Genomic DNA, 20,516 nt, shown 5'->3' with positions numbered 1-20,516 from the left:
TCACATTGTGTACCCGCGGTTGAAACCGCGGGCCATGTTCGCAAAAATTCGCAAATCCTTATGCAGATAGCTTTGCGAACTTTGCTGTTAAAAAAGATCATAATTTTAAATATAGCCCGCGTTTCAACCTCGGGGATCCTCAGAAGATTGTATTATATCACATTGTGTACCCGCGTTGAAACCGCGGGCCATGTTCGCAAAAATTCGCAAATCCTTATGCAGATAGCTTTGCGAACTTTGCTGTTAAAAAAGATCATAATTTTAATATAGCCCGCGGTTTCAACCTCGGGGATCCTCAGAAGATTGTATTATATCACATTGTGTACCCGCGGTTGAAATCGCGGGCCATGTTCGCAAAAATACGCAAATCCTTATGCAGATAGCTTTGCGAACTTTTCTGTTAAAAAAGATCATAATTTTAATATAGCCCGCGATTTCAACCGCGGGGATGTTCAGAAGATTGTATCATTATCACATTATGTACCCGAGGTTGAAACCGCGGGCCATATTTGCCAAAATTCGCAAATCCCTATGCAGATAGCTTTGCGAACTTTGCGTTTGTATAGACTTCTATAAAAAAACCTTGCGTGCCTTGCGGTTAAATTAACTCCAAAAAAAAATCCCTCCGAATATCGAAGGGATTTTTTATATAATTGATTTCTTATTTGATTAAGATAATGCAGCTTTAACCTGATCAGCAGCTTCCTGAAACTGAACAGCTGATAAAATTGGCATACCTGAATTGTCAATTAATTCTTTTGCAATTTCAGCATTTGTTCCTTGCAAACGAACGATAATTGGCACTTTAATAGCGTCACCCATATTTTTGTAAGCGTCAACAACTCCTTGCGCCACACGGTCACAACGAACGATTCCACCAAAAATATTGATCAGAATAGCTTTTACGTTAGGATCTTTTAAGATAATACGGAAAGCCGTTTCAACACGTTTTGCATCAGCAGTTCCACCAACGTCAAGGAAGTTAGCAGGCTCAAAACCAGCATATTTAATTAAATCCATAGTTGCCATTGCAAGACCTGCTCCGTTTACCATACATCCTACAGTACCGTCAAGATCTACATAGTTCAAACCTACTTCTTTAGCTTCCACTTCGATTGGGTTCTCCTCACGGATATCACGCATCTCAGCATATTTTGGTTGTCTGTATAAAGCATTATCATCGATATTTACTTTAGCATCAACAGCCATAATTTTGTTATCTGAAGTTTTCAAAACCGGGTTGATTTCAAACATAGAAGCATCAGAACCAATGTAAGCATTGTACAATGAATCGATGAATTTTACCATTTCTTTGAAAGCATTTCCTGAAAGACCTAAGTTAAAGGCAATTCTTCTTGCCTGAAAACCTTGTAATCCAACAGTAGGATCAACTTCTTCAGTAAAAATTAAGTGTGGTGTGTGTTCCGCAACTTCTTCAATATCCATTCCACCTTCAGTAGAATACATAATCATATTACGACCGGTAGCTCTATTTAATAAAACAGAAACATAAAATTCAGAAGTTTCACTTTCACCAGGATAGTAAACATCTTCTGCTACTAAAACTTTGTTTACTTTTTTACCTTCAGCAGAAGTCTGAGGTGTAATCAATTGCATTCCGATAATTTGTCCTGCAATTTCTTCAACTTGTTGTAAGTTTTTAGCAAGCTTCACTCCACCACCTTTTCCACGGCCACCTGCGTGAATTTGTGCTTTAATTACGTGCCATCCTGTACCGGTTTCGGCAGTTAATTGTTTTGCAGCAGCTACAGCTTCAACTGCATTGTTAGCCACAATTCCGCGTTGAATGCGTACTCCGTAACTCGCTAAAATTTCTTTTCCTTGATATTCGTGTATGTTCATAATATAGAATTTGTCTGGTTCTGAATTTATTTCAGAATAAAAGTGCGACAAAAATAGCAAAATTCAACTGAATAGTAAAATCTTTTTTCAATTAAAAAATGCCATAAAAAGGACATTAAACCATTATTTATTTCCAAAGAAAAGGAATCGTTAAACTATCGCTTCTAAAATGTTAACTAAAAACCGTCAAATAGTTTGATATTTAACAAAAACTTCACTGATTCCAAAGCCTTACACGCAATTTCATTTCATATATTACAATGTAAATTGTGATTTTGTCATTTCACAATGCGTTCTGCAATATTATTATCATTTAAGAATCATTTTTCTAATATTACAACAAAAATGTAAGCGAAATTAGAATTTCAATACATTATGTTTAACGAAATCTTTATTTTTGTAGAAAAAATATCAAGAATGAGAGTTAAAGAACAAGGGCTTTATTTGCCTGAATTTGAACACGACAATTGTGGTGCAGGATTTATTTGTAATTTGAATGGTATTAAATCTAATGACATCATTCACAAAGCATTGGACATCTTAATAAAACTGGAACATCGTGGCGCAGTTAGTTCTGATGGAAGAACTGGAGATGGAGCTGGAATTTTATTTGATATCCCACATGACTTTTTCAAAAAAGTATGTGATTTTGAAATCCCTGAAACGCGTGAGTATGCAGTAGGAATGGTTTTTTTACCAAAAAGCAAAAACCAGGTTACTTTTTGCATGAATGCTTTCGAATCAACAATCAAAGACCAGAATTTAAAGGTTTTAGGCTGGAGAGACGTACCCGTTGACGTAGAAAATTTAGGGCAGATTGCCGCAGAAAAAGAACCATCTGTTAAACAGGTTTTTGTTAGCAAAAACGGTCAGGATTTAACGGAACAAGAATTTAATGCAAAACTTTTTGCAGCTAGAAAAATTGCAGAACACGCGATTAGAGGATCCAAAACCTCCGAAAGTCATATGTTTTACTTTACTAGTTTATCGACCACTACTATAATATATAAAGGCTTACTGATGCCGGAAGACATTAGCCGATATTATATCGACTTAAAAGATCCCGATTTAGTGACCCGTCTGGCCTTAGTACACCAGCGTTTCTCTACCAATACTTTCCCTTCATGGGACTTAGCACAGCCATTCCGATATATGTGTCACAATGGTGAAATCAATACGCTTCGTGGAAATGTAAGCAGAATGCGTGCCCGTGAAGAATTAATGGAAAGCAAAATTTTTGGTGATGATATCAAAAAATTATTTCCGATTATCTTAGAAGGAAAATCAGATTCTGCTTCTATGGACATGGTTATTGAACTTTTATTAATGACCGGCCGATCCTTGCCTGAAGCCATGATGATGGTTGTTCCGGAAGCCTGGGAAAAACACCAGACGATGTCGGCAGAAAAGAAAGCGTTCTACGAATTCAACTCCTGCATCATGGAGCCCTGGGATGGTCCCGCTTCGATTCCGTTTACCGATGGAAACGTAATTGGTGCCTTACTGGACAGAAACGGATTGCGTCCTTCCCGTTACACGTTGACAAAAAGCGGTTTCGTAATCATGTCATCAGAAATTGGTGTACTGGATATCGAACCGGAAGATGTAATTCAGCACGGTCGTTTAGAGCCGGGAAAAATGTTCCTGGTAGATATGAACGAAGGCCGTATTATTGAAGATGAAGAAATAAAAAAAGCAATTGTAACCAAGCGTCCGTACAAAGAATGGGTTGAAGCAAACTTGTTACCCTTAGCTAAAGTTCCTTACACCAACAATCCTGTTCCTGTTGAAAAACTTGATTTTCAGACCAGACAGCGTTTGTTCGGTTATACGATCGAAGATTTAAAAACAATTATCAATCCAATGGGATCAGATGGTGCTGAAGCCATCAGTTCTATGGGGAATGATACGCCATTGGCCGTTTTATCAGATCAGCCGCAATTATTGTACAACTATTTCAAACAATTATTTGCTCAGGTGACCAATCCTCCTCTGGATGGTATTCGTGAGGAAATCATTACCGACATCAGTTTAGCCATTGGAGGAGATTTTAATATTTTCGAAATTGAAGCAAAACAATGTAAAAAATTAAAAATCCAGAATCCGGTTATCTCCAATGAAGATTTAGATAAAATCAGAAACATTGACCACGAAGATTTCAAATCGGCTACCATTTCTACTTTATACAAAATAGAAAAAGGAGTTAACGGTCTGGAGCGTGCGTTGGAGAAATGTGTTCAGGCTACATTTAAAGCGGTTTCTGAAGGCTGTAATATTATCATTCTTTCAGACAGAGGCGTAAGCGAGCAAATGGCTCCAATCCCGATGTTACTGGCTTGTTCTTACATCCACCACTCTTTAAACATCCTGAAAGTTCGTTCTAAATTCGGAATCATAATCGAATCTGCAGAGCCACGCGAACCGCATCATTTTGCTTTATTGTTCGGATATGGTGCCAGTGCCATTAATCCATACATGGTAAACGAGATCATTCACGATCAGGTCAACCAGGGATTCATTACAAAAGTGAAAGCAGATTACGCTATTATCAACTATAACAAAGCGATTGCAAAAGGTATCCTTAAAATCATGAACAAAATCGGTATCTCTACCTTACATTCGTACAGAGCTGCCCAGATTTTCGAGATTTTAGGTTTAAATAAAACGTTTACTTCTAAATATTTCCCTTACACGCCTTCCAGAATCGAAGGAATTGGTTTGATAGAAGTGGAAAAAGAAGTAAAAAAACGTTTCCAGAAAGCCTTTCCAAATTCAAAAATCGCCAACTTATTGCCTTTGGAAATCGGAGGTATTTACAGATGGAGAAGAGGTGGGGAAAAACACATGTTCAACCCGACTACGATTTCTAAATTACAACAGGCCGTTCGCCTGAACAGTCCGGAAAGCTATAAAGAATACTCTGACATGGTCAATGAGCAAAGCTCAAACCTAATGACGATCAGAGGTTTATTTGAATTCAACAATTTAGATCCAATTTCTATTGACGAAGTAGAACCATGGACCGAAATCGTGAAGAAATTCAAAACCGGTGCGATGTCTTACGGATCGATCAGTAGAGAAGCACATGAGAATTTAGCGATTGCCATGAACAGAATTGGCGGAAAAAGTAATTCCGGAGAAGGTGGAGAAGATCCGAAACGTTTCCAGAAAGAAATCAACGGAGATTCCAGAAACAGTGCCATCAAACAAGTAGCATCAGGACGTTTTGGCGTTTCGATCAACTATTTGACAAATGCAAAAGAAATTCAGATTAAAATGGCTCAGGGTGCTAAACCAGGAGAAGGCGGACAGCTTCCGGGAGAAAAAGTAGTGCCATGGATTGCTGAAACCAGAAACTCTACACCTTATGTAGGTTTGATTTCACCTCCGCCGCACCACGATATTTACTCTATTGAGGATTTATCACAGTTGATTTTCGACTTAAAGAATGCCAACCGTGACGCACGTGTCAACGTAAAATTAGTTTCCGAAGTAGGCGTTGGAACCATTGCTGCCGGTGTTGCCAAAGCAAAAGCCGACGTAATCCTGATTTCAGGTTATGACGGAGGAACCGGTGCTGCACCATTGACTTCTTTGCAACATACCGGTATTCCATGGGAACTTGGTTTAGCCGAAGCACAGCAAACTTTAATATTAAACGATTTAAGAAGCCGTGTCGTTTTAGAGTGCGACGGACAATTGAAAACAGGTCGTGACGTAGCTATTGCTGCCTTATTAGGTGCTGAAGAATTTGGTTTTGCCACTGCCCCGCTTGTCGCTTCAGGCTGTATCATGATGAGAGCCTGTCACTTAAATACCTGCCCTGTTGGTATTGCGACTCAGGATCCTGAATTGAGAAAAAACTTCAAGGGAACTCCGGAGCACGTGATCAACTTCATGTATTTTATTGCAGAAGAGTTAAGAGAAATCATGGCACAGTTAGGTTTCAGAACTTTGAAAGAAATGGTGGGTCAGTCACAAAAATTAAATGTGAACAAAGCGATCAAACATTACAAAGCCAATGGTTTGGATTTATCATCAATTTTGTACAAACCGGAGAAAGCAAAAACAGTTCCGAACCACAATACAACAGAACAGGATCACAACCTGGAAAATGTATTGGATTTCGAAATTATCAAAGAAGCGATTCCGTCTATTTACAGAAAAGAAAAAACAAGAGTTACATTTAAAATTAAAAATACAGACCGTTCTGTAGGTGCCATTTTGAGTAATGAAATCTCAAAAATATATGGCGCACAAGGTTTACCTGAAGACACTATTTTAGTTGATTTTGAAGGTTCTGCCGGACAAAGTTTTGGTGCATTTGCTACCAATGGATTGTCGTTTAAAATTCACGGAAACTGTAATGATTACTTAGGAAAAGGACTTTCAGGAGGAAAATTAATTATCAAGGTACCTCCTACTGCCACCTTCAAACCTGAAGAAAATATCATTATCGGGAACGTTGCCCTTTACGGAGCTATTACCGGAGAGGCGTATATTAATGGAATGGCCGGAGAGCGTTTCTGTGTGAGAAATTCCGGAGCAACTGCGGTTGTCGAAGGAATTGGAGATCACGGATGCGAGTACATGACAGGTGGTACAGTTGTAGTTTTAGGAAAAACAGGAAGAAACTTCGCAGCCGGAATGAGCGGTGGTGTGGCTTATGTATACGATCCTAAACAACAATTCGATGCAACAGTGTGCAACATGGAAATGGTTGCCTTTGATCCTATCGAAGAAGAAGACGTAACCAAATTACGAAAACTGATCAAAAACCACTCTTTGTACACCAACAGTCCATTAGCAAAAAGAATTTTAGCAGACTGGGAAAACCAACAAAACAATTTCGTAAAAGTAATGCCAACCGATTACAAAAAAGCATTACAGCGAATTGCAGAAGAGAAAAAAATAGAAGAATTAATAGCTGGATAAATGATTTTAGAATTCAGATTTTAGATTTTAGTCCCGATAGCTATCGGGATTGGAATTTAAGCATTGGAATTTTAAAACTTTATTTTAATTAAAAATGTCATGGGTAAAATAGGCGGATTTAAAGAATATAACAGAGCCGACGAAAGTAATTTAGAAGTAGCAGAACGTGTTTCGAACTACAACGAATTTACCATTCCGTTAGCAGAAGATAAGAAAAAAGAACAAGGTTCAAGATGTATGGATTGTGGTATTCCTTTTTGCCACAGTGCCTGTCCGTTAGGAAATTTAATTCCTGACTTCAACGACATGGTACATCAGGAAGAATGGCAGAGTGCCTTAGCGATTTTACAATCGACTAATAACTTTCCGGAATTTACGGGCCGCTTATGCCCTGCTCCATGTGAGAAATCATGTGTACTGGGCATCATCAAAGAACCGGTTGCGATCGAAAACATCGAGAAAAACATCATCGAAAGAGGTTTTGCCGAAGGATGGATCAAACCACAAACACCATTAACCAGAACAGGAAAAACCGTAGCCGTTATTGGTTCGGGTCCTGCAGGGCTCGCAGCTGCCCAGCAATTGAACAGAGCGGGTCATACCGTTACCGTTTTTGAAAGAGACAATGCTATTGGAGGTTTATTGCGCTACGGAATTCCGAATTTCAAATTAGAAAAAGGAATTATCGACAGACGTGTAGCCATCCTTGAAGCCGAAGGAATCACTTTCAAAACCAATGTAAATGTGGGTGTTAACTTTAGCGTTGCAGAACTGAATGCTTTCGATTCTATCGTATTGTGCGGTGGAGCAACAGAGAGAAGAAGTTTGCCAACTAAAGGAATCGAAAGCAAAGGCGTTGTTCAGGCAATGGATTTCTTAACACAGCAAACTAAAGTTTTATACGGAGAGTCCATTCCGGACCAGGTTAAGGCAACCGGAAAAGACGTCATCGTAATTGGTGGTGGAGATACAGGTTCTGACTGCGTTGGAACATCAAACCGACACGGAGCAAAATCAGTGACTAACTTTGAAATTTTACCAAAACCTCCGGTTGGAAGAAGCGAATCAACACCTTGGCCTTTCTGGCCGTTGCAGTTGAAAACATCCTCTTCTCACGAAGAAGGCTGCGACAGAAACTGGTTAATCAATACAAAAGAATTCTTATCCAATGATAAAGGAGAACTTGTAGGATTAAAAACCGTTGAAGTACAATGGAAAATGACTCCGGGTCAGCGTCCTGAATTAATCGAAAAAGAAGGTTCCGAAAAAATCTGGCCTTGCGATTTAGCTTTACTGGCTTTAGGATTTACAGGTCCGGAAAAAACGTTAAGCGAGCAATTAGGGCTTGAAATTGATATGAGAAGCAATTATAAAGCTAAAAACTATCAGACCAACGTTCCTCACATCTTCACTGCCGGTGATATGCGAAGAGGGCAATCCTTAATCGTATGGGCAATCTCAGAAGGCCGTGAAGCAGCAAGAGAAGTAGATTTGTTCTTAATGGGCTCTACCAACCTGCCAACTAAAGGAAACGGGGATTTACCGAGTTTGTAATTTTTAAGGTTCTGAGATACTAAGATGCTAAGGGACTGAGTTTTTTTTCTACCATTTTATTTACTCTTTATTACTTAAATAACATAATTACCACAAACCCCTGAATATTAATTCAGGGGTTTTGTTTTTCTCGCAGGTTTTGCTTCGCCTGTTCGCTATCGCTCAGGTGGCTGATTTAGCAAATTAAAAATCTGATCTTCAAATATAGCCCGCGGTTCCAACCGTGGGAAACGTATTTGGATTGCGCTCCAACGTTTGAAACCGTTAGCTATGTTTTTCTCAGATTGTAAACAAATCGGCTAAGTAATTACGGTGATAATTATAAAATTCCACAATAAAAAAATTAGTGGAAATTCGTGAAATTCTTGGCAAACAAAAAAAATAAAAAATCCACGCTAATCTTTATTCCGTGACAAAAAACTTAGTATCTTAGAGTCTTAGTCTCTCAGAACCTAAAAGAGAATTTTATAAAAATTCGAAATAACCGACTTTTTGTTTAAAAACAAACAATTTGTTACAATTTGTTATTTTTCTACAAATAATTTGCTGTTAGTCAAAAGTGTAATAACTTTGCCCAAAATAGTTTAAAAATGCAAGCAAAAGATTTACTGCAGTTAGCAGACCAATTTGGAAGTCCATTATATGTTTATGATGCCGAAAAAATCCAATCTCAGTACAACAGATTAACGAAAGCTTTCTCTAAGGTAGAAAATTTGAGAGTTAATTACGCCATGAAGGCATTGTCTAATGTTGCGATTCTTCAGTTGTTAAAGAACATGGGGTCTGGTTTAGATACTGTATCGATTCAGGAAGTTTTATTAGGACTTCATGCTGGCTATGATCCTGACAAAATCTTTTTTACACCAAACGGCGTTTCTTTGGAAGAAATCGAAGAAGTTGCTGCGATGGGTGTACAAATCAATATTGACAACTTATCTATTCTGGAGCAATTCGGAACAAAATATCCTCAGATTCCGGTATGCATCCGTATCAATCCGCACGTAATGGCGGGTGGAAATGCTAATATTTCGGTAGGACATATCGATAGTAAATTCGGAATTTCGGTACATCAAATTCCGCACATATTGCGAATTGTAGAGAATACAAAAATGAGTATTGTTGGAATTCACATGCATACAGGATCTGATATTCTTGATATCGAAGTATTCCTTTATGCTGCTGAAATCCTTTTTGATACCGCTAAACACTTTAAAGATTTGGAGTTTTTAGATTTCGGAAGCGGATTTAAAGTTCCTTACAAAAAAGACGATATCGAAACAGATATTGAAGAATTAGGTAAAAAATTATCCAAAAGATTCAATTCTTTCTGTGCCGAATATGGCCGGGATTTAACCTTGATTTTCGAGCCAGGTAAATTTTTGGTGAGTGAAGCAGGTTTCTTCTTAGCCAAAGTAAACGTGGTAAAACAAACAACCTCAACGGTTTTCGCCGGAGTTGACAGTGGTTTCAATCACTTAATCCGTCCTATGTTTTATGGTTCACAACACTATATCGAAAACATCTCGAACCCAAAAGGAAAAGAGCGTTTTTATTCTGTGGTGGGATACATTTGTGAGACTGATACTTTTGCCAACAACCGCAGAATTTCAGAAATTACTGAAGGTGATATTCTAGCGTTCAGAAACGCCGGAGCCTATTGTTTCTCGATGTCTTCGAACTATAATTCAAGGTACAAACCAGCCGAAGTTTTATGGAAAGACGGAAAAGGAATCCTGATCCGCCAACACGAAACATTCGAAGATTTACTTAAAAATCAAATTCCGTTGCCAGAAGAAGTTGCTGCAACAGTTTAAAATAAAAAAAAAGAGAATATTGTTAAGTCCCGTTTCATTTTGAAGCGGGATTTTTTTATTGCATAGTTCTGATTTTAGATTGGCAAACTTATGTCAGGCTGAGCGAAGTCGAAGCCCACGCAAAGTAACCATAATGTTTGTCATTTCGACGAAGGAGAAATCTTCACAAGAACTCCGCAAATTAATAACCATACTTTCATTCGAAATCAAACCACACAAATTATCCCCATTTTTGTCATTTCGACGAAGGATAAATCACACAAGAAACTCCGCAAATTAATAACCATACCTTCATTTAGAAATCAAACCACACAAATTATCCCCATTTTTGTCATTTTGAGAAAGGAGAAATCTTCGCAAGAAACTCCGCAAAGTATAACCATAACTTCCATTCGAAATCAACACACAAATTATCCCCATTTTTGTCATTTCGACGAAGGAGAAATCTTCACAAGAAACTCTGCAACGTATATCGATTTAAAATTTTAATTATAAGAAAAATCTTAAAATTAATATCTTTAGCAAAAAAAGAAAAATGCAACTACAAGAAGGTTATCATACTTACTACATATACATCATAACGAACAAATCTAAAACTGTTTTTTACACAGGGGTTACCAATAATTTGAAAATTCGCTTAATTCAACATACAGAAAACAAAACCAATGGAAATAAAACTTTTGCATCAAAGTATAATGTTACGTACTTGCTTTATTATGAAAAATTCACTTGGATTCAAGAAGCAATTGCACGAGAAAAAGAAGTAAAAGATTGGCGCAGGGAAAAGAAAATCGAATTGATAAAAACTATTAACCCAAATCTGGATTTTTTGAATGATTTATTTGCATGATTTTACAAGCAGATTTCAGACTATATTTCCTCGCTTTGTAGAGTTACTTACGAAGATTTCTCCTCCGTCGAAATGACAAACTTTACGCACAACAAACCCGACAGGTTTTTAAAACCTGTCGGGTTTGCTAAACTCAAATCCTTACACTAATTACAAATCCACATTATTGGATTATTATTTTAATTCGTATTTTCGTCTGGGTAAATATTCACAAAATTAAAACCAAAAAACCCATGAAAATCACGATTCCCCTATCGCTATTATTCCTATTACTCACTACTACTATTTTCAGTCAGACCCTTGCTGATTTAAAACTAAAACCTAAAGAAATCCCCAAAGGTTATACTTTAAGCGATGGTCACATTTGTGTTTCTCCTCAGGCCTGCACTTTTTATACTGATATTGAAACGTACAGCAATATGACGGGAGTCTTAAAAAGTAAAGCCGTTCAAAGTTTCAAAAATAAAACCGACAGTGGTTCTATCATGTATTTTGAATTTGAAAACAGATTCAAAGGAGATCGATTCCTGCAGGGAATGCTCTGGGGAAAAGACGGGGAACCAACAGACGAGCATCCGGAAGAATATCTTGCAGAAGGAAAATTTCTGATCATCTGGAGTTTTCGTCCGAACAGCAAGATCAAAGAAAAATCAGAAGCCAAAATTGATGCGATTTTACAATAAGCAAATGGCTTAAATCTTAACATGGCTTTTCATTAATTAGTAAAAAAGCCTAACATATAAAAACACAATTATTGTGAAATCAATTTTAAAAAACTTTAAGCTATTTTTTGAAAAGTCATTCTACTTTTGGCAACTTACAAAAATTTTATTTTCTTTAATTTTTTCATTTGCGATTTACAGTGAAGGCAATTCGAGACCATTATATATTGCAATTATAATAACTTTAATCTTTGTAACATTTATCATTTCAATGCTTTATTCTCTTCTTAAATCAAATGGTGTAATTTTAAAATTTGTCTATTCCTATACTTGTATAATTTCAGTTTTATTTGGTTTTTTATTAAGCTATATTTTAATTACTGAAACAAAAGGAATCTGGTATAAAAATTTAGGTTTTCAGATAGTTCCCATTTGGTTTATATTATTTGGAATTCGTGAATGGATTATGAGATCAGCTACCTAATTATAGATACAAACTTTTTGACGAGGAGACAGGAATTTCATATCGAAATCAATAACTAAAAAAGATGTTCTAAAACCAAGCTTTATTCTTTTTAAGTAACTTTACAAAAAAAACATCAAAATGAAACTACAAATCCGATTCCTGATCTATTCCATATTATTTCTTACCTATAGTTTTTCGACTTCATTTTTACTCTTGCTGGGCGAAAAATTAAAAGACCACCGATTTATAACCTTAGGCTGTGGGTTTTTCGTGATCAATATTATTTTTTCTCTTTTTGTATTAAAGTGGCAGCCTTTGTTAAGTATTCTTTCTTCCCTTGTCATTGCAGCTTTAGCCTTATTCCTGGCTTTAAAGTTTGGGGATTTACATTTGTTTTCACAATATGATGCCTATGGCGTTAAAACCGCTTTGATGGCAAACGCTGTTTTTTCGGTTCTTCTTTGGGAAATTGCGTATCAGATAAAAAGCAGGAAATAATGAAACTAAAATTGTCATTACTAATTCTGGTTATACTTCAATTTTCTTGTAAAGACAAAACGGAAAAACAAATTGAAAACACAAATTCCAAAAGTTCAAAAGTTGAATTACACATAAAGGAAGCTAATCGATTTGATTTTGAAAAATTTAAAATATCAAAAGGACAGGTAGGAGAAATCAAAGTCGGAATGGATCTTGGTAAGGCTGAAAAATTGCTAAAACAATTAACTAAAAAAGAGGCAGAAGCCTATGATTTTGGTTTTGATGGCGGTGGAAAAGCGTATCTATATTCATTAGATGATGAATTTATTATCGGTCTTATTCCTAAAGCGGATTCTAAAGAAATACTGGCTATAGTTGCCTTAAGTAAAAACCTAAAGACCTCTAATGGACTAAATCCAAAATCTACCGTTTCAGAAATACAAAAAAAATACCCAACTACTAAAATTGTTCAAAATTTAATGATGGACTGGCAATTTATAGAAGATGAAAAAAATAATTGGGAATTTATACTTATGACTGGTGAAAATGAACCAATTGGAGAATTTAATGATTCAAATACAGAAATAAAATCAGATTGGATTACTATTAAATAAAAACTCCCAATCTAAAGTTCTGGTAAAAACTAAACCTCCTACTCTAGCCCCGATAGAGCCGGTATCCTCGTAATGAAATGGAGAGATAAAGGCGAAAGCGGGACAGATGGTCGTATTGAAAACAAAAATTACTGCTCCGTAAATTTAAAAGCTGCAGGGTGTGAATTTAGCTAAAAACAGATATATTTACACCTTCAAAAGCAAGCCTTATGCAAAAAATTACTTTATTCGTTTCTATCCTGTTCCTTGCATTTTCGTGTGGCGTAAAAACTACGCAGTCCCTGTTAAGCGATGGCAATTATGATGGCGCCATAGACCGTGCCGTAGACGCATTGAAAACCAAAAAAGACTCCAAAGGAAAACAGGATTATGTGTATTTGCTCGAAGAAGCTTTCGCCAAAGCCAAAGACCGCGATTTAAGAAGTCTTGAGCTGATGGAAAAGGAAAAAAATCCGGCTAATCTCGAACGCATTTACAATACGTATGTGCAGCTTGCTAACCGTCAGGAAAAAATCAGGCCTTTATTGCCGCTTCAGTTATTAAAACAAGGCAAAAATGCGCAGTTTCCGTTTGACAATTATACCGACAAGATTATAAGCAGTAAAAATGCTCTATCCAAATATTTGTACGATAATGCAGTAGTGCTTTTAAAGTCAACAAACAAACTCGATTCCAGAAAAGCATACGATGATCTGGCGTATATCGAAAGCATTAATCCGAATTATAAGAATGCCAAAAAACTGATGGACGACGCGCAGTTTAAAGGAACCGACTTTGTGAATGTATACGCCACAAACGAAACAGAAATGATTATTCCGAAGCAATTGCAGAATGATTTATTAGATTTCAGCACCTACGGATTAAATGATAAATGGACGGTTTACCACAGCGTCAAACAAAAAAATGTCAAATACGATTATGGTTTAATTCTCAATTTCAGGGAAATCTACATTTCACCGGAACAAATTAAAGAGAAGGAATTCATTAAGGAAAAACAAATTAAAGATGGCGTAAAAACACTTTTCGACAGCAGGGGAAATCCGGTGAAAGACAGTTTGGGGCGTCCTGTAAAAGTCGATAATTTTAAGACCATCAAAATCAATATTTACGAATACAGACAATACAAAGCCTGCCAGATAACGGCCAAAGTAGATTACCTGGATTTAAAAACCAATCATTTGCTACAATCTTTTCCTGTCGCCAGCGAGTTTGTTTTTGAAAACGTTTATTCGACCTATCGTGGTGACAGAAACGCCTCCGACGAAAGCTATCTGGGCTATTTTAATAAACGCGCCGTTCCGTTTCCGAATAACGAACAGATGGTTTTTGATACCGGAGAAGATTTAAAAGCCAAACTCAAGGACATCATTGTCAGAAACAGATTCAGGTAAGATACAAACACATTACTTTCCTCCCATTTGCCACAAGCAGGTGGGATTTTTTTTGCCTGTTATAAAAAAAATCAAAAAAACACAACGCGAAACCAAAAAGTTGCATATATTTGCAACTGATTGATTGCGCATTAAAATAAAAACAAAATGAAACGAGATATTTTTCAGGCCATAGCCGACCCGACACGCAGGGCGATTTTAGTATTGATTTCGTCTACTGCACTGACCCCAAATGCCATTGCGGAACAATTTGACACTACCCGTCAGGCGATTTCAAAACACATTAAAATCCTTAATGAGTGTGAATTACTGCAGGAAAAAAAGATGGGAAGGGAAATTTACTATCAACTTAAAATTGACAAAATGAAGGAAATAGATCAATGGCTGGAACAATTTAAACAAATTTGGGAAAGCCGTTTCAGTCAACTGGATCAAGTATTAATGAATTTAAAAGCTAAAGAAAATGGAAAGTAATCTTTTAATGGATTTTACCGTAGACAAAGAAAACAGCACGGTACACATCAAACGGGAGTTCAACGCATCACTTGACCATGTATGGTCGGCCTGGACCGAACCTGAACTATTAGACCAATGGTGGGCTCCTGCCCCATTCACGTCTAAAACAAAAAGCATGGAATTTAAAGTTGGCGGACGAAGATTGTATGCCATGGCTGGTCCTGAAGGTCAGGAAAAATGGAGTTTTTTTGAGTACAGTTCCATTTCTCCGAAAACCAATTTTAAACATTCCTCAACTTTCTGTGATTCGGAATCGAATCCGGATCCAAATATCGGAAGTTCTTACTGGGATCTGACTTTCTCCAAACAAGGCGATTCGACTATTGTTGCTATTGCCATTAAACGAAACAGCCTGGCTGAATTAGAAAAAATAATTGAAACAGGTTTCAAAGAAGGATTTGCACTTATCCTTACAAATCTGGATAAATTACTGGATGAAAAAAACAAATAATTTCTTCTCTAAATATCTCATGTTACTATTATAAATTTAAAAGCGAACTAAAATGAAAAATAATCTTTTAATGAATTTTACGGTAGATAAAGAAAACAGTACCGTTAATGTGAAACGAGAATTTAATGCTCCGGTTGCAAACGTTTGGTCAGCCTGGACAGAACCTGAAATCCTGGATCAATGGTGGGCTCCCGCTCCCTGGAAATCTAAAACAAAAAGCATGGATTTTAAAGTCGGCGGCCGAAGACTTTATGCGATGCTTGGACCGCAGGGCGAAGAACACTGGGCAATAGCTGATTTCACTTCCATCAGTCCGAAAACGAACTTTAAATACCTGGATGCCTTTTCTGATGCTGAAGGAAATTTAAATACAGACTTTCCGCGTTCGGACTGGAATGTTACTTTTTCTGAGCAGGGCGGTTCTACTATTGTTGATGTGGCCATTAAACATGATAACTTATCCGATCTGGAAAAAATTATCGAAATGGGCTTCAAAGAAGGATTTACCATTGCAATGGAGGGTCTGGATAAAATTTTTGAAGAGGCAAAGTAAATTTTTGCCAAATCAAATATAAATAATACTTTTAAAAGACAGAGCCGTCCTGAACAGGGACGGCTTCATACTAATTTAATAACACCAATTAGATGCATTCAAAATTAGTTAAAGTCTTTTTACGGCTGGCTATCTCGGCTGGCTTCCTTTCTGCTGTAGCAGACCGTTTTGGATTTTGGAGTAAAGAAAATTCCGCCTGGGGAAACTGGGAAAACTTTCTTGCCTATACAAAAGTCCTGAATCCTCTGGTTCCTGAAAGCTTGTTAGAACCGGTTGCCATCATCGCCACAGCTCTTGAAATCATTTTTGCGGTTTTTCTTTTAATAGGTTTTAAAACGGAGTTGTTTGCCAAGCTTAGTGGTTACTTATTATTACTTTTTGGTCTTTCCATGACGTTTACTATCGGAATAAAAGCTCCACTGGACTACTCGGTTTTTACAGGCGCAGCCGCTTGTTTTGCTTTGAGTGTGTTAAAAGAAAAGTACCTCGAAATTGATACACTAATTGCTAAAAACTAAAATAAATACTATTTTTCTAAAGCTTGTAAAAACTGCTTAACCCACATTTTTGCAAGCTTTAGAAAACATTTGTATATTTGCAGGCGTAAAAACGAAACAATTAATTGTATGTGAAATGTAATTTCTTCCCGAAAATAGATGGTAAACCCAATGTGGTTTGCTGTGATTATTCACTCCTAAAGAAGAAATTATGCTTACTTTACAAAACATTTCATACCTGCATTCCAACAGGGAATTACTGTTTGATGCCCTTACTTTTACAGCCAGCCATCAGGAAAAAATTGCCTTAATTGGCAATAACGGCGTTGGAAAATCCACTTTATTAAAAATCATTGCGGGAGAATTACAACCCTCAGCCGGTGTGGTTAAATCAGATTCCGAACCTTATTATGTGCCTCAGATTTTTGGACAGTTCAATCATCTCACTATTTCACAGGCTTTAAAAATTGAGGACAAACTCACCGCTCTCCAGGAAATTCTGGACGGAAACGTAACCGAAACCAATCTCCAAATCCTGAATGATGACTGGACAATTGAAGAACGTTGCCGGGAAGCATTACAATACTGGCAATTAGAAAATTTAGATCTGACCCAAAAGCTTGAAAATTTAAGTGGCGGCCAGAAAACCAAAATTTTCCTTGCCGGAATTTCAATTCACCAGCCTGACCTTATTTTACTGGATGAACCCAGTAATCATCTGGATATAGCCGGAAGATTACTACTGTATGATTTTATTCGAAACACCTCCTGCACCCTGATTATCGTGAGCCACGACAGAAAATTACTGAATCTTCTGAATGTGGTCTACGAATTATCCAAACGGGGAATTACCATTTACGTCGGTAATTACGACTTTTATGCGGAACAAAAACAGATCGAAAAAAATGCTTTAAGCCAGGATATTCACAGCAAAGAGAAAGCCTTGCGAAAAGCCAGAGAAAAGGAACGCGAAACGCTGGAACGTCAGCAAAAGTTAGATGCACGCGGCAAAAAGAAACAGGAGAAAGCAGGTGTTTCCAGAATAATGATGAATACTTTACGAAACAATGCCGAAAACAGTACTTCGAAAACCAAAAGCATGCATGCTGAAAAAATTGGCGGAATTTCTCAGGAACTACAGGAATTGCGTTCGGGATTGCCGGAAACCGATCAGATGAAGTTTGACTTCGACAATACTAATTTGCACAAAGGCAAAACACTGTTTACAGCAACCCATATCAACTATACCTATAAAGAACAATTTCTTTGGAAAGAAAATCTCAGCTTCCAGGTCCTAAGTGGTGAACGCCTTGCCCTGAAAGGAGTAAACGGTTCCGGCAAGACAACACTGATCAAAATAATGACCGGCCTTTTGGAACCACAGCAGGGAACGATATACAGAGCGGAAACAAAACTGGTTTATATCGATCAGGACTATTCGCTAATCGACAACCGGCTTTCAGTTTATGAACAGGCGGAGAAATTCAATACTTCCGGTCTTCTGGTACACGATATCCGCATGAGGCTGAATCGTTTTTTGTTTCCTCAAAACGAATTGGAGAAACCCTGCAGCGCCTTAAGTGGCGGTGAAAAGATGCGGCTGATGCTTTGCTGCCTGACCTTAAACAAACAGTCTCCGGATCTTATTATCCTCGATGAACCTACGAATAATTTAGACCTTCAGAATATCGAAATCCTGACTGCCGCTATCAACGAATATCAGGGAACTTTAATCGTAATTTCACATGATGAATCTTTTCTCGGGCAAATAAACATTCAAAATATTATGAATCTTAATAATTAAAACGTTTCCCATTAATTTTTTAAATTTGAATGGAAAACTATAAGAACCGAAATTTAATCGCAAACTATTTTGATTATGAGTGTAAATAAAGAGACCGTAGAAGAATATATGGCTGCTTTCCGGTTAAGCGATCACGAAAGAGTGCTGGCCTGTTTAACAGACGATGTAATCTGGGAGATGCCCGGAATTTACCAGCATGTTGGCAAAGAGGCTTTCGATAAGGAAATTGAAAATGAAAATTTCATCGGCAGTCCGACGATTCAGATTATAAAACTGGTCGAAGAAAACGATGTGGTTATTGCCGAAGGCGCCGTACAGGGCAGTATGAAAAACGGAAATATATTAGACGCTGTATTTTGCGATGTTTTTGAAATGAAAAACGGCAAAATCAAAAAACTGACTTCTTATCTGATGTCCAGAAATGCTTCTCTCAAATTTGAATAATTTCAAAAGCAGCTACCTTCCTATATAAAATCCCGATTCAACAGAATTGGGATTTTTTTTGACCAGATAATTACGACTTCATAGAAAAGTAAGCTGTAGTTATAAATTTATCCCGTTCTTAATTGACTTCACCTCTAATTACAATTTTAAGTTGTATTTTCGATACGTAAAAGTCCGCCAGAAAAAAAATAAACCTAAAAAGGATCTAAGAACAAATGATTAAAAAATTGCTCCCGTTTGAAGAATTAGCCTATCATTCCACATTAAAAAAAGAAGCTCTTTTGGTACATCTTCAAAATGAAATTGAAGCCGAAAAATCTTTTGGTTTTGGCACTCAGAGAATATCCTATTCCAAACCTTATATTGGTAAAATTAGTAATCCAACATTTGAACTCAAAAGAGCGATAAGCTACCGTAATTCGTTTTTACCCATTATAAAAGGAGAAATTAAAGACGATATCAGCGGTTCAAAAATAGATGTAAAAATGGGACTTCCTGATTTTGTCAAAATATTTATGTGCATTTGGCTGGGAATCGTTTTTTTGGCCAGCTTAGGAACATTGTACACTTTACTGTATAATAACGGCCTTAAAGAAGGTCCTTTTATATTTATTCCTTTCGTCATGCTTTTTGCAGGAGTGGCCATGGTTGTCCTGGGTTTTAAAACAGAAAGCAAAAAAAGCATCAACGATCTCGAGCAACTGCTACAGGCAAAAAGAATACAAAATAACAGCAGTCATTAAATACCAAAAAATGAATAAATTTTTTACCGTCATCTTTTTACTTTTTACCTCTGTTTTGCTCTTTAGCCAAACCGGCAAACCCTTTGTCCTCGGGGTTATAGAGGAAATACAGTCGAAAGAATTAGGCGAAAATCGAATCCTGAACATTTATCTTCCGGAAGGTTATAAAGCCGAAGATGCCACAAAATATCCGGTAATTTATTTGCTGGATGGTTCTGCCGATGAAGACTTTATTCACATTGCAGGTCTGGTACAATTTAATAGTTTCGAATGGATTAATCAGGTTCCGAAATCAATTGTGGTGGGAATTGCCACTGTGGACCGCAGAAGAGATTTTACGTTTCCAACCAGCATCGAAAAAGATCAGAAACGTTATGCGACTTCTGGGCATTCCGATAAATTTATTGCTTTTATCGAAAAAGAATTACAGCCCTTTATCGATAAAAAATACAAAACAACGGCTTCCAAAACCATCATCGGACAATCTTTAGGCGGATTGCTGGAAACCGAAATCTTATTAAAAAAACCAACTCTTTTTACTCATTATATTATCGTTAGTCCAAGTATCTGGTGGAATAATGGTTCTATACTAGGTCAGGACAGTCCATTATTTCAGGAGAATTTCCCACAGGAAACCGCTGTTTACATTGCAGTAGGCAAAGAAGGATTAACGCCAACCGAAATCCCAAGAGTGATGGAAGTAGATGCCAATCTGCTGGCCGAAAAAATCAAAGCTTCCAAAAGCAAAAACATAAAAGTATTCTTTGATTATCTTCCTCAGGAAAATCATGGGACCATTTTACATCCTGCGGTTTCCAATGCCTTTAAATTCTTTAATCCGAAAGTGCAGGAATAGATAACCTTTTATAAATCCGATAA

The 20,516-nt window shown here is 37.0% G+C and carries 17 protein-coding genes; 16 read left to right on the top strand and 1 reads right to left on the bottom strand.

Translation table 11 applies throughout. The annotated features are described in order from the left end of the window. Positions 1-669: 669 nt before the first annotated feature. A complete protein-coding gene (sucC, locus tag LPB89_RS11965) occupies positions 670-1,863 on the bottom strand; it encodes an ADP-forming succinate--CoA ligase subunit beta (RefSeq protein ID WP_026986007.1) in 1,194 nt (397 codons plus the stop codon). A 417-nt stretch (positions 1,864-2,280) separates the two neighbouring features. On the opposite strand from sucC, the gene gltB reads away from it, so the two are divergent. The 16 genes from gltB (at position 2,281) to LPB89_RS11885 (ending at position 20,493) form a co-directional block, all read left to right on the top strand. Continuing rightward, positions 2,281-6,798, top strand: coding sequence for a glutamate synthase large subunit (gltB, locus tag LPB89_RS11960; protein WP_230702027.1), 4,518 nt, complete (start codon positions 2,281-2,283; stop codon positions 6,796-6,798). A gap of 99 nt (positions 6,799-6,897) precedes the next feature. Then, positions 6,898-8,352: a glutamate synthase subunit beta gene (locus tag LPB89_RS11955; protein WP_230702026.1), complete on the top strand. Its 1,455-nt coding sequence runs from the start codon at positions 6,898-6,900 to the stop codon at positions 8,350-8,352. A gap of 590 nt (positions 8,353-8,942) precedes the next feature. Next, positions 8,943-10,166, top strand: a complete 1,224-nt coding sequence (gene lysA, locus LPB89_RS11950; RefSeq protein ID WP_127336861.1) for a diaminopimelate decarboxylase — start codon at positions 8,943-8,945, stop codon at positions 10,164-10,166. Positions 10,167-10,701: 535 nt separating this feature from the next. Next, positions 10,702-11,016 carry a GIY-YIG nuclease family protein gene (locus LPB89_RS11945; RefSeq protein ID WP_230702025.1) on the top strand — a complete coding sequence of 105 codons (315 nt, stop codon included), beginning with the start codon at positions 10,702-10,704 and terminating at the stop codon, positions 11,014-11,016. Between the two features lie 233 nt (positions 11,017-11,249). Beyond that, entirely contained in the window at positions 11,250-11,699 is a 450-nt protein-coding gene (locus LPB89_RS11940; RefSeq protein WP_230702024.1) for a hypothetical protein, read from the top strand. 583 nt (positions 11,700-12,282) lie between these two features. Next, on the top strand, positions 12,283-12,642 hold the full coding sequence (locus LPB89_RS11935) for a hypothetical protein (RefSeq protein WP_230702023.1): 360 nt from the start codon (positions 12,283-12,285) through the stop codon (positions 12,640-12,642). Next, complete coding sequence (locus tag LPB89_RS11930) at positions 12,642-13,238, top strand: hypothetical protein (RefSeq protein ID WP_230702022.1); 597 nt, start codon at positions 12,642-12,644, stop codon at positions 13,236-13,238. The genes LPB89_RS11935 and LPB89_RS11930 overlap by 1 nt, the downstream gene beginning before the upstream one ends. A gap of 209 nt (positions 13,239-13,447) precedes the next feature. Further along, on the top strand, positions 13,448-14,629 hold the full coding sequence (locus tag LPB89_RS11925; protein ID WP_230702021.1) for a hypothetical protein: 1,182 nt from the start codon (positions 13,448-13,450) through the stop codon (positions 14,627-14,629). 147 nt (positions 14,630-14,776) lie between these two features. Continuing rightward, positions 14,777-15,103, top strand: a complete 327-nt coding sequence (locus LPB89_RS11920; protein ID WP_230702020.1) for a helix-turn-helix transcriptional regulator — start codon at positions 14,777-14,779, stop codon at positions 15,101-15,103. Beyond that, positions 15,093-15,596 carry an SRPBCC domain-containing protein gene (locus LPB89_RS11915; RefSeq protein ID WP_230702019.1) on the top strand — a complete coding sequence of 168 codons (504 nt, stop codon included), beginning with the start codon at positions 15,093-15,095 and terminating at the stop codon, positions 15,594-15,596. The genes LPB89_RS11920 and LPB89_RS11915 overlap by 11 nt, the downstream gene beginning before the upstream one ends. Before the next feature lie 52 nt (positions 15,597-15,648). Continuing rightward, a complete protein-coding gene (locus LPB89_RS11910) occupies positions 15,649-16,149 on the top strand; it encodes an SRPBCC domain-containing protein (RefSeq protein WP_230702018.1) in 501 nt (166 codons plus the stop codon). Between the two features lie 92 nt (positions 16,150-16,241). Next, entirely contained in the window at positions 16,242-16,667 is a 426-nt protein-coding gene (locus LPB89_RS11905) for a DoxX family protein (protein WP_230702017.1), read from the top strand. 190 nt (positions 16,668-16,857) lie between these two features. Next, the gene (locus tag LPB89_RS11900) at positions 16,858-18,450 is read left to right on the top strand and encodes an ABC-F family ATP-binding cassette domain-containing protein (RefSeq protein WP_230702016.1); all 1,593 of its coding nucleotides are present in this window, start codon (positions 16,858-16,860) and stop codon (positions 18,448-18,450) included. A 75-nt stretch (positions 18,451-18,525) separates the two neighbouring features. Beyond that, positions 18,526-18,894 carry a nuclear transport factor 2 family protein gene (locus LPB89_RS11895; RefSeq protein ID WP_230702015.1) on the top strand — a complete coding sequence of 123 codons (369 nt, stop codon included), beginning with the start codon at positions 18,526-18,528 and terminating at the stop codon, positions 18,892-18,894. A 215-nt stretch (positions 18,895-19,109) separates the two neighbouring features. Then, positions 19,110-19,637 (top strand): hypothetical protein, encoded by a 528-nt coding sequence (locus LPB89_RS11890; RefSeq protein WP_230702014.1) that lies wholly within the window; start codon positions 19,110-19,112, stop codon positions 19,635-19,637. Between the two features lie 10 nt (positions 19,638-19,647). After that, complete coding sequence (locus LPB89_RS11885; RefSeq protein WP_230702013.1) at positions 19,648-20,493, top strand: alpha/beta hydrolase; 846 nt, start codon at positions 19,648-19,650, stop codon at positions 20,491-20,493. Positions 20,494-20,516 lie beyond the last annotated feature (23 nt).

Source organism: Flavobacterium sp. ENC, from assembly GCF_020991415.1.
Taxonomy (GTDB): domain Bacteria; phylum Bacteroidota; class Bacteroidia; order Flavobacteriales; family Flavobacteriaceae; genus Flavobacterium.
Note: the sequence above shows the minus strand (reverse complement) of the source record. Positions and strands in the feature narration are given on the sequence as shown.

What these genes read in the sequence shown, in the direction of transcription:
- LPB89_RS11930 (WP_230702022.1), top strand. Translation starts at nt 12,642, where the DNA reads ATGAAACTAAAATTGTCATTACTAATTCTGGTTATACTTCAATTTTCT.
- lysA (WP_127336861.1), top strand. Translation starts at nt 8,943, where the DNA reads ATGCAAGCAAAAGATTTACTGCAGTTAGCAGACCAATTTGGAAGTCCA.
- LPB89_RS11885 (WP_230702013.1), top strand. Translation starts at nt 19,648, where the DNA reads ATGAATAAATTTTTTACCGTCATCTTTTTACTTTTTACCTCTGTTTTG.
- LPB89_RS11935 (WP_230702023.1), top strand. Translation starts at nt 12,283, where the DNA reads ATGAAACTACAAATCCGATTCCTGATCTATTCCATATTATTTCTTACC.
- LPB89_RS11955 (WP_230702026.1), top strand. Translation starts at nt 6,898, where the DNA reads ATGGGTAAAATAGGCGGATTTAAAGAATATAACAGAGCCGACGAAAGT.
- LPB89_RS11920 (WP_230702020.1), top strand. Translation starts at nt 14,777, where the DNA reads ATGAAACGAGATATTTTTCAGGCCATAGCCGACCCGACACGCAGGGCG.
- LPB89_RS11910 (WP_230702018.1), top strand. Translation starts at nt 15,649, where the DNA reads ATGAAAAATAATCTTTTAATGAATTTTACGGTAGATAAAGAAAACAGT.
- LPB89_RS11925 (WP_230702021.1), top strand. Translation starts at nt 13,448, where the DNA reads ATGCAAAAAATTACTTTATTCGTTTCTATCCTGTTCCTTGCATTTTCG.
- sucC (WP_026986007.1), bottom strand. Translation starts at nt 1,863, where the DNA reads ATGAACATACACGAATATCAAGGAAAAGAAATTTTAGCGAGTTACGGA.
- LPB89_RS11895 (WP_230702015.1), top strand. Translation starts at nt 18,526, where the DNA reads ATGAGTGTAAATAAAGAGACCGTAGAAGAATATATGGCTGCTTTCCGG.
- LPB89_RS11900 (WP_230702016.1), top strand. Translation starts at nt 16,858, where the DNA reads ATGCTTACTTTACAAAACATTTCATACCTGCATTCCAACAGGGAATTA.
- LPB89_RS11915 (WP_230702019.1), top strand. Translation starts at nt 15,093, where the DNA reads ATGGAAAGTAATCTTTTAATGGATTTTACCGTAGACAAAGAAAACAGC.
- gltB (WP_230702027.1), top strand. Translation starts at nt 2,281, where the DNA reads ATGAGAGTTAAAGAACAAGGGCTTTATTTGCCTGAATTTGAACACGAC.
- LPB89_RS11905 (WP_230702017.1), top strand. Translation starts at nt 16,242, where the DNA reads ATGCATTCAAAATTAGTTAAAGTCTTTTTACGGCTGGCTATCTCGGCT.
- LPB89_RS11890 (WP_230702014.1), top strand. Translation starts at nt 19,110, where the DNA reads ATGATTAAAAAATTGCTCCCGTTTGAAGAATTAGCCTATCATTCCACA.
- LPB89_RS11940 (WP_230702024.1), top strand. Translation starts at nt 11,250, where the DNA reads ATGAAAATCACGATTCCCCTATCGCTATTATTCCTATTACTCACTACT.
- LPB89_RS11945 (WP_230702025.1), top strand. Translation starts at nt 10,702, where the DNA reads ATGCAACTACAAGAAGGTTATCATACTTACTACATATACATCATAACG.